General features: G+C 64.6%; 14 protein-coding genes. 10 read left to right on the forward strand and 4 right to left on the reverse strand.

What is annotated here, in order from left to right; translation table 11 throughout:
- Positions 1 to 29: 29 nt before the first annotated feature.
- The 7 genes from AB5Y50_RS19915 to AB5Y50_RS19945 all read left to right on the forward strand — a co-directional run bounded on the left by AB5Y50_RS19915 (position 30) and on the right by AB5Y50_RS19945 (position 6,560).
- Positions 30 to 695 carry a thermostable hemolysin gene (locus tag AB5Y50_RS19915; protein WP_041215639.1) on the forward strand — a complete coding sequence of 222 codons (666 nt, stop codon included), beginning with the start codon at positions 30 to 32 and terminating at the stop codon, positions 693 to 695.
- Positions 692 to 2,203: an AMP-binding protein gene (locus AB5Y50_RS19920; RefSeq protein ID WP_180911445.1), complete on the forward strand. Its 1,512-nt coding sequence runs from the start codon at positions 692 to 694 to the stop codon at positions 2,201 to 2,203. Before AB5Y50_RS19915 ends, AB5Y50_RS19920 begins: the two co-directional genes overlap by 4 nt.
- A complete protein-coding gene (locus AB5Y50_RS19925) occupies positions 2,200 to 2,856 on the forward strand; it encodes a TenA family transcriptional regulator (RefSeq protein ID WP_039039563.1) in 657 nt (218 codons plus the stop codon). The genes AB5Y50_RS19920 and AB5Y50_RS19925 overlap by 4 nt, the downstream gene beginning before the upstream one ends.
- A complete protein-coding gene (locus AB5Y50_RS19930) occupies positions 2,853 to 3,701 on the forward strand; it encodes an SDR family oxidoreductase (protein ID WP_039039562.1) in 849 nt (282 codons plus the stop codon). Before AB5Y50_RS19925 ends, AB5Y50_RS19930 begins: the two co-directional genes overlap by 4 nt.
- Position 3,702: 1 nt before the next feature.
- Positions 3,703 to 4,350: a tetratricopeptide repeat protein gene (locus tag AB5Y50_RS19935; RefSeq protein WP_045525602.1), complete on the forward strand. Its 648-nt coding sequence runs from the start codon at positions 3,703 to 3,705 to the stop codon at positions 4,348 to 4,350.
- Between the two features lie 81 nt (positions 4,351 to 4,431).
- On the forward strand, positions 4,432 to 5,124 hold the full coding sequence (locus tag AB5Y50_RS19940; protein WP_041215642.1) for a response regulator: 693 nt from the start codon (positions 4,432 to 4,434) through the stop codon (positions 5,122 to 5,124).
- Positions 5,121 to 6,560, forward strand: a complete 1,440-nt coding sequence (locus tag AB5Y50_RS19945) for an ATP-binding protein (protein WP_041212543.1) — start codon at positions 5,121 to 5,123, stop codon at positions 6,558 to 6,560. Before AB5Y50_RS19940 ends, AB5Y50_RS19945 begins: the two co-directional genes overlap by 4 nt.
- Before the next feature lie 67 nt (positions 6,561 to 6,627).
- Here the strand turns inward: AB5Y50_RS19945 and AB5Y50_RS19950 are convergent, their stop codons facing one another.
- Positions 6,628 to 7,089, reverse strand: a complete 462-nt coding sequence (locus tag AB5Y50_RS19950) for an ATP-dependent zinc protease (protein WP_227656182.1) — start codon at positions 7,087 to 7,089, stop codon at positions 6,628 to 6,630.
- A 409-nt stretch (positions 7,090 to 7,498) separates the two neighbouring features.
- On the opposite strand from AB5Y50_RS19950, the gene AB5Y50_RS19955 reads away from it, so the two are divergent.
- From AB5Y50_RS19955 to efp, 3 genes are all read left to right on the forward strand, one after another.
- A complete protein-coding gene (locus AB5Y50_RS19955; protein WP_180911444.1) occupies positions 7,499 to 8,542 on the forward strand; it encodes a GMP reductase in 1,044 nt (347 codons plus the stop codon).
- A 92-nt stretch (positions 8,543 to 8,634) separates the two neighbouring features.
- Complete coding sequence (gene earP, locus AB5Y50_RS19960; protein ID WP_180911443.1) at positions 8,635 to 9,831, forward strand: elongation factor P maturation arginine rhamnosyltransferase EarP; 1,197 nt, start codon at positions 8,635 to 8,637, stop codon at positions 9,829 to 9,831.
- 45 nt (positions 9,832 to 9,876) lie between these two features.
- Entirely contained in the window at positions 9,877 to 10,443 is a 567-nt protein-coding gene (gene efp, locus AB5Y50_RS19965; RefSeq protein ID WP_010673788.1) for an elongation factor P, read from the forward strand.
- Between the two features lie 94 nt (positions 10,444 to 10,537).
- Here efp and AB5Y50_RS19970 read toward each other — a convergent pair whose 3' ends face one another.
- The 3 genes from AB5Y50_RS19970 to AB5Y50_RS19980 are packed head-to-tail and all read right to left on the reverse strand — an operon-like array spanning position 10,538 to position 12,797.
- Positions 10,538 to 11,209: a methionine ABC transporter permease gene (locus AB5Y50_RS19970; RefSeq protein ID WP_010673787.1), complete on the reverse strand. Its 672-nt coding sequence runs from the start codon at positions 11,207 to 11,209 to the stop codon at positions 10,538 to 10,540.
- Positions 11,194 to 11,988 carry a methionine ABC transporter ATP-binding protein gene (locus AB5Y50_RS19975; protein ID WP_180911442.1) on the reverse strand — a complete coding sequence of 265 codons (795 nt, stop codon included), beginning with the start codon at positions 11,986 to 11,988 and terminating at the stop codon, positions 11,194 to 11,196. The genes AB5Y50_RS19970 and AB5Y50_RS19975 overlap by 16 nt, the downstream gene beginning before the upstream one ends.
- On the reverse strand, positions 11,985 to 12,797 hold the full coding sequence (locus AB5Y50_RS19980; RefSeq protein ID WP_180911441.1) for a MetQ/NlpA family ABC transporter substrate-binding protein: 813 nt from the start codon (positions 12,795 to 12,797) through the stop codon (positions 11,985 to 11,987). Before AB5Y50_RS19980 ends, AB5Y50_RS19975 begins: the two co-directional genes overlap by 4 nt.
- Positions 12,798 to 12,806: the final 9 nt, after the last annotated feature.

Raw genomic sequence — 12,806 nt, forward strand, 5'->3', positions numbered from 1 at the left:
TCATCCCATCGCAAGAGAAGGAGCCAACCATGACCATCGAGATCCAAGCCCCCTACCGGTTGATCCTGGCCGAATCCCCGCAGCAGGTCATGGCGCTGCAAACCTATATCCAGGCCGCCTACACCCTCGAGTTCAACGCCCGCATTCCCCATTTCCTGCCCTGCCTGCTCGGGCTCTACCGGGCAGATGGCGTGCTGGTCGGTGCCTGCGGCCTTAACCAGGCCTGCCATGGCGAGCACGAGCAACCGCTCTATCTGGAGCAATATCTGGAGCAGCCTGTCGAGGCCGCCATCGAGACTCGTCTTGGGGTCCGTCCGGCCCGCCACCGCATCATCGAAGTGGGCAATCTTGCTTGCAGCGAACCGGGTCACGCCCGCCTGATGTTTGCCGCGCTGTGTCGTCTGCTGTGTGACAACGCCCTGGACTACGTGGTGTTCACCGGCACCGCCAAGCTGCGCAACAGCTTTACCCGCCTGCGTCTCAACCCGGTGGAGCTGGCACTCGCAGAGGCCCATCAGGTGGGAGAGGATGCCAGCGCCTGGGGCGAATACTACCGCTGCCAGCCCAAGGTGATGGCAGGCGACATCAACCAGGGGCGCGAGGTGCTCGCACAGAGCAGCCTGCTGCTCAACCTGCTGGGGCCCATGCCCCGCCTTTTTAACCATGCCGACATCGACAGGAGGTGCGCGCAATGACGCTGTTCGACACCATCGCCCACCATGCCAGCCAGACCCCGCACCAGCCTGCGCTGCTAGGCAGCCAGGGTGAGCTGGATTACCAGAGCCTGTGGCAGCAGATCCAGCAACTGGCAGGAGTGCTGCAAGGGGCCGGCATCCGCCGCCTGGCCCTGCAACTCGACAACGGCCTGCCCTGGGCACTGATCGATCTCGCCTGCACCTGGGCCGGCATCGTGGTCATCCCGGTTCCCCACTTCTTCAGTCCGGCGCAGCAGACGTGGCTGCTGGAAAGCAGCGGAGCAGACGCCCTGGTCGGCCCGGAGCACCAGGGGTGGCAAGCCGCCTCACCCCTCGTGCTCATGGCAGGCAGGCCCAATGAGCACGCCGTGCCCCTGTGGCGCCGCATCCCGGCCCGCCTCCCCGAGCTGCCTGCGAGCACCGCCAAGATCACCTATACCTCGGGCACCACGGGGCAACCCAAGGGCGTCTGCCTGTCGCTGGAACAGATGACGGCGGTCTGCGGATCCCTTGCCCTGCGGGTGGCCCCTGCCCGGGTTGAGAAACACCTGACCCTGCTGCCCCTCACCACCTTGCTGGAGAACCTGACCGGCTTGTATGTACCGCTGCTGACCGGCGCCTGCAGCCGCATCCCTTCCCTGGGGGAACTCGGCTTCTCGGGCTCCAGCAAGCTGGATCCTGCGGCCCTGGCCCAGGCACTGCTGCGCTGGCCCAGCCACAGCCTGGTGCTGGTACCCGAGTTGCTGCGCCTGCTGCTGGCCCTGTGCCTCAATACCCCTGCCCTGGCGACACAGCTCGGCACTCTGCGCTTCGTCGCCGTGGGCGGCGGCAAGGTCGCCCCCGAACTCATCGCTCACGCCCGTGCGGCGGGGCTGCCGGTCTACGAGGGATACGGTCTCTCCGAATGCGGCTCCGTGGTCGCCCTGAACGGCCCCCACGGGGATCGTCCCGGCAGCGTCGGCCTGCCCCTGCCCCACTGCCAGGTGACGATCGCCGCAGACGGCGAAGTCATGGTCAGCGGCAGCGCCATGCTGGGCTACCTGGGGGAAGAGGGCGAGACGGGCAGTCAGATCGCCACAGGCACCTCTTCCTTAACACAGATCGCCACAGGGGATCTGGGTCGGCTCGACGAGGAGGGCTATCTCCATATCACGGGGCGCAAGAAGAACGTGCAGATCACCGCCTTTGGTCGCAACTTCTCCCCGGAGTGGGTGGAAGCCCAGGCCCAGCTCTGCCCGGCCATCGCCCGCATCGTCATCTTCGGTGACGGTCAGCCCGCCAATGTGGCCCTTATCCAGCCGCTGCCGGGCAGCCAGTCCCAATTGCCAGAGCAGATTGCCCGGCTCAACCAGCAGTTGCCCGATTACGCCCGCATCCATCACTGGTTGCCGGTCGCCCTGGATCAGCTCCCTGGCCTCCTGACGGCCAACGGGCGCCCCCGTCGCAACGAGATTTATCACCATTTTTCCCGGCAGATCAGCCAATGCCTCACAGGAGAGACCTCATGAGCTTCTACCAGACCCTGCAACAAGCCACCGCCTGCGAGCGCGAACGCCTGTTCAACGCCCCCATCATCGAGGCCTGCCGCCGCGGCGACATCAGCCGTGACACCTACCTCGCCTTCCTGGCACAGGCCTACTACCACGTGCGCCACACGGTGCCGCTCCTGATGGCCACCGGCGGCAAGCTGGGGCAGGAGTACGAATGGGTGCGTGGCGCCATCAGGGAGTACATCGACGAGGAGTACGGCCATCAGGAGTGGATCCTGAACGACATCCGTGCCTGCGGCGGTGATGCCGAGGCGGTGCGCCACGGCCAGCCGGGCCTGCCCATCGAGTTGATGGTGGCCTTCCTCTACGACCAGATCCAGCGCGGCAACCCCATGGGGTTCTTCGGCATGGTGCAGGTGCTGGAAGGCACCAGCGTCGCCATCGCCCTGACCGTCGCCGACCAGCTCAAGAGCGGTCTGGGTCTGCCGCCCCAGGCCATGAGCTACCTGAGCTCCCACGGGGCCCTGGACCAGGAGCACCTCAAGTTCTTCGAATCCCTGATGAACCGGGTGGAAGATGCTGCCGATCAGGCCGCCATCATTCACGCCGCCAAGGTGGTCTACCGCCTCTATGGCGACATGCTCTATCAGCTCACGGGATCATGCCAATGAAGCTTGAAGGCAAACGCATACTGCTGACTGGCGCCAGTGGCGGCATTGGTGAAGCCCTGGCCCATGAACTGGCGGCCCAGGGTGCCCATCTGCTGCTGCACGGTCGTCGGGCCAGCGCCCTGGAGCGCCTGCGCCGGGAGCTGCCTCATCCGGATCGCCACCAGACGGTGACGGCCGATCTTGGCTCTCCCCATGAGCGGGCGCAGCTGCTGCAACATCCGGCCCTGGACGAGGGGCTGGACGTGCTCATCAACAGTGCGGGCTGCAACCAGTTCGCCTGGCTGGAAGATCAGAGCAGCGAGCAGGTGACACGCCAGTTGCTGCTCAACGTCGAGGCGCCCATCCAGCTCACCCGGGCCCTGCTGCCTCGGCTGCGCAAGCCCGCCATCATCATGAACATCGGCTCCAGCCTCGGGGCCATCGGTTTTGCCGGCTACAGCGTCTATTGCGCCAGCAAGTTCGCCATGCGCGGCTTCAGCGAGTCCCTGGGGCGGGAGCTGGAGGGAACCGGCATCAAGGTGCTGCACTTTGCCCCTCGCGCCACCCGCACCCACCTCAATTCCGAGGCGGCCTATGCCATGAATGCCGAGCTCGGCACCCGGACCGACAGCCCACAGGACGTGGCCGAGGAGGCCGTCATCGCCCTGTGCAACGAAACGCGCCGCCGCTGGCTTGGCTGGCCGGAAAAGCTCTTTGTGCGGCTCAACGGCCTGCTGCCCGCCTTGGTGGACATGGCCCTGGCCAAGCAGCGCCCGATCATCGAGCGCCACGCCCGCCGCACCGCCTCCCCTGCCCCCGATCACAGGAGCGATCCCGCCTGTGCGACAAACGAGAAGGAACATTGAGATGAAGCACACCACTTTCCGTCCCCGATTTGGTCACGGCCCCCTGTTGCTCGTCCTGGGAGGCCTGCTGGCAAGCGGTCTGGCACAGGCCGCCGATGCCCTGCCCACCATTCAGCAGGAGTGGGCCCACTGCCAGTACCAGCAGACCGGCAACGCCAAGGAGAGCTGCCTGGAGAGCCTGAGTGCCAAGGCCGATGAGGCGAGTGCCAAGGAGGCATTTCGCACCGATCTGCTGATCTGGTCCGCCATCGTCAAGAGCACCTGGGCGGGGGCCAAGGGCGGCCTCGGCGCCCTTGGTCTGGTGAAGGAGGCCAAGGCCAAGCTCGAGATCGCCATCAAGCAGGATCCCAAGGCGCTGGAAGGCTCGGCCTACACCAGCCTGGGCTCCCTCTACTACCAGGTACCGGGCTGGCCGGTGGGCTTTGGTGACGACGAGAAGGCGGAGAAGCTGCTCAAGCAGGCGCTGGCCATCAATCCCACCGGCATCGACCCCAACTTCTTCTACGGCGACTTCCTGCTGGATCAGGGTGACAAGGCACAGGCGAAGGTCTATCTGGACAAGGCCCTGGCCGCCCCGGCGCGCCCTGGCCGCGAGGTGGCGGACGAGGGCCGCAGAATGGAAATTCGCGAGCGTCTCGCCAAGCTGTAAACACAAGCAGCACAGTGTGCTATTTCAACTCTGCCCACCAGCTTGCATACTGGTGGGCAGTGTCGTTTGAGGGAGAGAACAATGCGGATCCTGTTGGTGGAAGATGATGTGATGCTGGGAGACGGCATGGTGGATGCCCTGCGCAGCAGCGGCTACACGGTGGACTGGCTCCAGCAGGGGATGCCGGCCCTCTCGGCGCTCAAGAGCGAGGAGTTTGCCGCCCTTGTCCTGGATCTCAACCTGCCGGACATCGACGGCATCAGCCTGCTGCGCAAGTTGCGCCGGGAGGGGCAGACCCTGCCCGTGCTCATCCTGACCGCCCGTGATGCCCTGGACGACCGGGTGCTGGGGCTGGATGCAGGCTCCGACGACTACATGGTCAAACCCTTCGCCCTGCAGGAGCTCAACGCCCGGCTGCGCGCCCTGGTGCGGCGCAGCAAGGGGCAGGCCCAGGCGGTGCTGGAGTACGGGGAGCTGCAGCTCTTCCCCGCGTCACAACAGGTCACCTATCGGGGCGAGCCGGTCAAGCTCACCCCCCACGAGTACAAGCTGTTGCAGGAGCTCATCACCCAGAGCGGCCGGGTATTGAGCCGGGATCAACTGCAACAGAGCCTCTACGGCTGGGACGAGGGGGCAGAGAGCAACGCGGTGGAGGTGCACATTCACCACCTGCGCAAGAAATTCTTCCCCGAGCTCATCCGCAACATTCGCGGCGTCGGTTACATCGTGCCCCAGCTCGACGTCCAGGGCGCAAGAGGAGCCTCCGCCCCATGAGCCGTGTCCGTTCCATCCGCCGTTTCCTGCTCTCCGGCATCCTGGCCCTGGTCAGCCTCAGCCTCGCCATCAGCGGCCTTATCGGCTACCTGCAGGCCAACCACGAAATGGAAGAGCTGTTTGATGCCCGTCTCGCCCAGTCCGCCCGCATCACCAACCAGTTGCTCAGCCGCTATCTCAAGCAGAGCGGCGAGCTGCCGCGCAACGGCACCGTGTACCAGGAGTGGGTGCAGGCCGTCCCCGAGACGCCCCACATCGAGAAGGGCGGCTTCTTCCAGTTCGGCCAGGACAACGAGTTCACCCCCTATGGCCATGAATTCGAACACAACCTCTACTTCCAGTTGCTGAGCGAGCAGGGCGCCGTGCTGCTGCGCTCGCCCAATGCCCCGGCCCAACCGTTGACCACCCTGGAGCGGGGCTTCAACAGCGAGACCAAGGATCACCACGAGTGGCGCACCTTTACCCTCTACAACGAAGGTGAACAGACCTGGCTCATCGTGGCGGAGCGGGATGACGAACGCAGCGAACTGGCCAGCAAGATGGCCACCCTCACCATGCTGCCCCTCTTCATCACCCTGCCCTTCCTGCTCGGTCTGCTGTGGTGGCTGATCACCCGGGGGCTGTCACCGCTGCACCAGCTGGCGCAAGCCATCGGCGAGCGTCATCCCGCCAACCTGAGCCCCCTCAATCTCGCCATCAAGGCCGAGGAACTGACGCCGCTGGTGGGGGAGATCAACCGGCTGATGCACGCCCTCGCTGACACCCTGGATCGGGAGAAACAGTTCACCAACGAGGCCGCCCACGAGCTGCGCACGCCCCTCGCGGTGCTGCGCATCCACAGCGAGAACGCCATGACGGCCGAGGATGATCAGAGCCGGGAGCAGGCCCTGCGCAAGATGCTCTTGGCCCTCGATCGCAGCGACCGGCTGATCCGCCAGTTGCTGACCCAGGCCCGCATCGACAACCAGCAGAGCCCGGCCCTCACCGCCCTTCCCTTGTTCCCCCTGTTGCAGGGCACCCTGGCGACCCTGGCCCCCATCGCCCTGAAAAAGGATCAACAGCTGTCCCTGGAGGGCGCCGAACAGGTGCAGGTAATGGGACAGGCGATGTTGCTGGAGCTGATGTTCGGCAACCTCATCGACAATGCGCTGCGCTACACCCAGGTGGGCGGCGAGGTCGCCGTGGTGGTGAGCCAGGTGGGCAACCGGATCCGGGTGGATGTGCGGGACAACGGCCCCGGCATCCCCACCGCCGCCCTCTCCCGGTTGTGCGAACGCTTCTTCCGGGTCAATCCCCAGCAGGGGGATGGCGTGGGCCTTGGCATGGCCATCGTCTCGCGCATCGCCCAGCTTCACGGAGCGGATCTCGACATCCACAATCGGCCTGAAGGGGGGCTCGAAGTGAGCGTGCTGCTGCCCGTCTCGCGCCAGGCATGACGGGTCAGCCTTTGCGCACGCCATGAAAAACGGGGGCCAGGCCCCCGTTTTTCATGGCAGCCCCACCCTAGTCGCAGGTGGGCTGTACCGTGAAGGTCCGGCTCGAATCCACCGGTCCCAGCTCCGCCAGCAGACGGCGCCCCAGCAGCACCGGGTAGATCATCTTGCTGCGATCCCGCAGGGTGAACCACTCCTTGTAGACCTGGTCCCCGACGCAGACGGACATAGTCACCGTCGGGCGCTGCTCCATGCCGCCCGCCCCGCGCACCGTCACGCTGCGCTCCACCGGTCGCTCCACGCTCCGGCGCACCACCTTGTCGGTATTGGCATCGGTCAGCACCAGGTTGAAGCGCACCCAGGGCTTGCCATCCTTCTTGAAATGCTTCAGGTCGCGGGCATCCAGCGACGAAGTGAGAGCACCGGTATCGAGCTTCATCTTGACCGCCACTCCGTAGGGCATCAGCACCCCCTTCTCGATCCAGCCATAGCTGGTCTGGGCCGCCATCGCGCTGCCGCACAGCACCCACATCATGGCCGCCGCCACCATTCTCTTGCCCATCATGCTCTCTCGCCTTGTCAGTCTTGCGCCCAGATGTATCACAGCCAACTGCCGGGTCAACCGGATTCTGGCGCGCAGGGGAGCGGGCTCTGGACGCGGTGCCAACAGGCGACAATCCATGCCGGGCACGGCGCGTGAGTGGGGAATGCAGCAGGAAAACGAGGGGAGAACAGGGTGCTGGATGACGCTGGCGGCCATCCTCAGGTTGTGACGCCAAAGGCTACCACAGCGGTGCGTGAATTATCAGTCTTGTTCTGACGGGATTTTTGCCTACACTGCTGTAAACCGGAGGGCCTGAAAACCACCGGTTTTTTTGCGCCTGCCGAAAAGTTGCCACTGCAAAGTGACCTCTCACACAAGGCTCAATAAGGAATTCGCAATGCGTATCGAAGAAGACTTGAAGCTCGGTTTCAAGGATGTCCTGTTTCGCCCCAAGCGCTCTACTCTAAAGAGCCGTTCCCAAGTCAGCCTGACCCGCCAGTTCACCTTCAAGCACACCCAGACCCAATGGCAGGGCGTGCCCGTCATCGCCGCCAACATGGATACCGTCGGCAGCTTCGCCATGGCGCGTACCCTAGCCAGCTTCGAGATGATGACGGCTGTGCACAAGCACTACAGCCTTGCGCAGTGGCAAACCTTCGTCAATGAGACCGACCCGGCCCTGCTGGGCCATGTGATGGTCTCTACCGGCACCTCGGAGGAGGACTTCACCAAGACACGCCAGATCCTCGCGATGTCCAGCGCCCTGCGCTTCATCTGCGTGGACGTGGCCAACGGCTACTCCCAGCACTTCGTCGAGTTTTTGCGCAAGATCCGCGAGGCCTGCCCGAACCACGTCATCCTGGCGGGCAACGTGGTGACCGGCGAGATTGTGGAGGAGCTGATCCTCTCCGGCGCCGACATCGTCAAGGTGGGCATAGGCCCGGGCTCGGTCTGCACCACCCGGGTCAAGACCGGGGTCGGCTACCCGCAGCTCTCCGCCATCATCGAGTGTGCCGATGCGGCACACGGCCTGGGTGGCCAGATCGTCGGTGACGGCGGCTGCACCTGCCCGGGGGATGTGGCCAAGGCATTTGGCGGTGGCGCCGACTTCGTGATGCTGGGGGGCATGCTGGCCGCTCACGAAGAGTGCGGCGGTGAAATCGTCGAGGTCGATGGCGAGCCCTTCATGAAGTTCTACGGCATGAGCTCGGCCAGCGCCATGGACAAGCACGCTGGCGGCGTCGCCGAGTATCGCGCCTCCGAAGGCAAAACCGTGCTGCTGCCCTACCGCGGCCCGGTGGAGAACACGGTGCGCGACATCCTGGGCGGGGTGCGATCCACCTGCACCTATGTGGGGGCCAGCCAGTTGAAAGAGCTCACCAAACGCACCACCTTCATCCGGGTGCGCGAGCAGGAGAACAACGTCTACGGCAAGGAGTAAGTTCCTCCTTCGGCCCCGAGCCGACCGTTAGAAGCCAGCCAACCGGTGTGCTACCCTGCGCACCGGTTTTTTTGCATCTGGGACCCTGCGCCATGACAAGCCCTCTTCCCCCCTTCGACTGGGACATCTTCTGCTGCGTCGTCGACAACTTCGGTGACATCGGCGTCACCTGGCGGCTCGCCCGCCAGCTCAAACAGGAAGGCGCGCTCCCGGCGCAGAAGAGTGAGGTGCAGGTGCGGCTCTGGGTGGACGATCTGGCTAGCTTCGCCCGCATCTGCCCGGCGCTCGACCCCGCACAGAACGGTCAGTGGATCGATGGCATCTATGTCCAGCACTGGCACGAGCGCCTCCCCGCCGACATGACCCCGGCCAGGGTGGTCATCGAGGCGTTTGCCTGCGAGCTGCCCGCCCCCTTTATCGAACGCATGGCCGAGCAGACCACGCCCCCCTGCTGGATCAACCTCGAATACCTCTCCGCCGAGAGCTGGGTCGAGGATTGCCATGGCCTCGCCTCGCCCCAGCAGGTCGGCAGCCAGCGCCTCGACAAGTACTTCTTCTTCCCGGGTTTCACGCAGAAAACGGGCGGCCTCTTGTGCGAGCGAGGCCTCATCGTCGAGCGCGAGCGCTGGCAACAGGATGTAGCGGGACTGGCCGCCTACTGGGCCAGCCTCGGCCTGCCACCCCAACGAGAAGACGAGCTGCGGGTCAGCCTCTTCACCTACGAGAGCGAGGCGCTCAGGAGCCTGGTCGAGGGCTGGCGCCAGAGCGTCACCCCCGTCACCCTGCTGCTGCCGCTGGGGCGCTCCCTCGACGACGTGCTCATCGGCGCAGGGCTGGCAGAGGCCATTCCCGGTGCCAGGGCCGGAGATCTGCTCCAGGCGGGCAACCTCACCATCAAGCTGCTGCCGATGACCGATCAGAGGGGCTACGATCGCCTGCTGTGGAGCTGCGATCTCAACCTGGTGCGCGGAGAGGACTCCTTCGTGCGGGCCCAGTGGGCGGGGCGCCCCTTCCTCTGGCACATCTACCAGCAGGAAGAGGATGCCCACATGGTCAAGCTGGACGGTTTTCTCGACCACTACCTCTCCCCCTTGCCAGCGTCGGCCGGTCAGTGGCTGCGCCGCTTCAACCATGCCCTCAACCGGGGGGAGCATACGGGTGAACTCTGGGCACAATGGCCGCAATACGCGGCCATATGGCAGCAACATGGGCGCACCTGGCCACAGAGGCTGCTGGCGGACGGGGATCTCGTCACGAGGTTGGTGAAATTTTTAGAAAGCCGTATATAATCTGGCAGTTTTTATCCGTCCGTTTCACGAACAGGAATTTTTTACATGAAAACCGCACAGGAAATCCGCGCTGGTAACGTAGTCATGATCGGCACCGAGCCGATGGTGGTCCAGAAGGCTGAATTCAACAAATCCGGCCGTAACTCCGCCGTGGTCAAGATGAAGCTGAAGGGTCTGCTGAACGGCAGCGCCACCGAGACCGTCTTCAAGGCCGACGACAAGCTGGAAGTCGTTCAGCTGGAGCGTAAAGAGTGCACCTACTCCTACTACTCCGACCCGCTGTATGTCTTCATGGACACCGAGTACAACCAGTACGACGTCGAGAAAGACAACCTGGGTGATGCCCTGAACTACCTGGTAGACGGCATGGAAGACCTCTGCGAAGTGACTTTCTACAACGAGAAAGCCATCTCCGTAGAACTGCCGACCACCATCGTGCGTGAAGTCGAGTACACCGAGCCGGCCGCCCGTGGCGACACCTCCGGTAAAGTGACCAAGCCTGCCCGCCTGAAGGGCACCTCCTACGAGCTGGCCGTTGCCGCCTTCGTGGAGATCGGTGACAAGATCGAAATCGACACCCGTACCGGTGAATTCAAGCGTCGCGTCAACTAAGTTGACCCCTTGATGTGATTGCAAAAAAAGCGAGCCAAGGCTCGCTTTTTTATTGGCTGGCACCTGACGGCCAGCCTGATGAGAAGCCGTGCCTCTAGCGGCGATGGGCCAGTGCCCGCACCAGCCTGTCCCCCACCCCCTGTACCAGTTGCACCAGCAGCAGCAACATGACCACTGTCCCTGCCATCACCTTGTCGTCAAAGCGCTGGTAGCCGTAGCGGATCGCCAGATCCCCGAGCCCGCCGCCACCGACTACCCCCGCCATGGAGGAGAAGCCAATGAGCATCACCACCGTCAGGGTGAGTCCGGCCAGCAGCGCCGGCAAGGCCTCGGGCAGCAGCGCCTTGACGACCACGTGCCAGCCGCTGCCCCCCATGGCGAGCACGGCTTCGACGCGCCCCTTGTCCACCTCATCGAGGGCGCTCTCCACCACCCGGGCAAAGAAGGGGAAGGCCCCCAGGGTAATGGGAACGATGGCGGCGGTGCTGCCCAGTGAGGTGCCGACCACCAGCCGGGTCAGGGGGATCAGGGCGATCAGGAGCACCACGAAGGGGAGCGACCGCCCGATGTTGATACCGATCCCCAGCACCATGTTGAGACGGGGCAAGGGCAGCACGCCCCCGGGACGGGTCACCACCAGCAGCACCCCGGTCGGCAGCCCCAGCAGCAGGGTGAACACGGCCGCCACTCCCACCATGTAGAGCGTTTCGAGCGACCCCTGATACATCAGTTCGAGCAAGGCATCGACACTCAGGCGACTCTGCATAAACGCACCTCCTCTGTGACTCCGTGACGCGCCATGAAACGCCGCAGGATCTCGGGATCCGGCAACAGGGCCTGCCGCACGCGGGAGTCGGGGTTGGCCAGCAGGGTGCCCAGAGCGCCGCTTTCCACCAGCTGACCCCGTTCAAGCAATGCCGCGTGATCGCAGATGGCCCTGACCACCTCCAGCTCGTGGGTGATGAGCACTATGGTGATCCCGAGGCGGCGGTTGATGTCGGCAAGCAGCGCCAGCACCGACTCCGTGGTCTCCGGATCCAGGGCACTGGTCGCCTCGTCACAGAGCAAGTGGCGCGGATTGGCGGCCAGGGCGCGGGCGATGCCCACTCGTTGCTTCTGTCCCCCCGACAACTGGGAGGGAAAGGCGCGACGGTGCTCGCCAAGCCCCACCAGTTCCAGCAGCTCGCTGACCCGGGCAGCCCGCTCCCGGCGCGCCACTCCGGCGATTTCCATCGGGACTGCCACGTTCTCCTCCACGCTGCGGGCGTGCAGCAGATTGAAGTGCTGGAAAATCATGCCGGTCCCCTGACGGTGGCGGCGCAAGGCCGCCCCCTCCAGGGCCGTGATGTCGCGGCCATCGAACAGGATGCGGCCCCGGCTTGGCCGCTCCAGCAGATTGAGGCAACGAATGAGCGTGCTCTTGCCCGCGCCGCTGCGCCCGAGAATGCCGTAGATGGCCCCATCCGGAATCTCGAGCGACACTCCCTCCAGAGCGGGTTGCCCGTGCCCCGGGTACTGCTTGCCGAGCCCCTCCAGCACTATCATGACTGCCGCCCGGCCATCGGGATCACCGACCCCTTGTAGCTCTTGCGAATGAAGTCGGCGATCGCCCTGGACTCCAGGTCCCGCGCCAACTGGCGGATCCGCGGATCATCCTTGAGCGCCGGGGTGGTCACCAGGATGTTGGCGTAGGGATTGTTCTGGGCGCTCTCCAGCCCCAGGGCATCGCGAGCAGGCTCCAGCCCCGCCTCCAGGGCATAGTTGCCATTGATCACCGCCAGATCCACGTCGTCGAGGGAGCGCGGCAGCTGCGGCGCCTCGATCTCCAGGATCTTGAGCGCCTTGGGGTTGGTGGCGATGTCGTGCACCGTCGCCAGATCCCGCGCCGGATCTTCATGGCCGGCCTTGAGGGTGATGAGCCCCTCGTGCTGCAACAGATAGAGGGCCCGGCTCAGGTTGGTGACATTGTTGGGCAGGGCGATCACCGCCTTTTCCGGTACCTCCCTCAGGTGCTTGAACTTCTTCGAATAGATGCCAAGAGGCTCCACGTGTACGGTCGCGGCCACCACCAGCTCGGTGCCGAGCGCCTTCTCCTGATCCCGCAGGTAAGGGACGTGCTGGAAGTAGTTGGCATCCACATCACCCGCCACCAACAGGGCATTGGCATTGATGCCGCCGCTGAGCTCGATCACCTGCAGATCCAGCGAAGGGTCCTGGCGTTTCACCTCGCCGAGGATATCCGCATGGGGCAGTGGATCCGCGGCAACCCGCAGCGCCTGGGCTGCCTGGGCGGAGAGAGAGAGTCCGAGGGCCAATACCAGGCCGCTCAGGGAAAACAGTCCGTGCTTGTTCATCTTGTGCTC

This window comes from Aeromonas sp. s6 (genome assembly GCF_040907815.1).
Taxonomy (GTDB): Bacteria; Pseudomonadota; Gammaproteobacteria; order Enterobacterales; family Aeromonadaceae; genus Aeromonas; species Aeromonas caviae.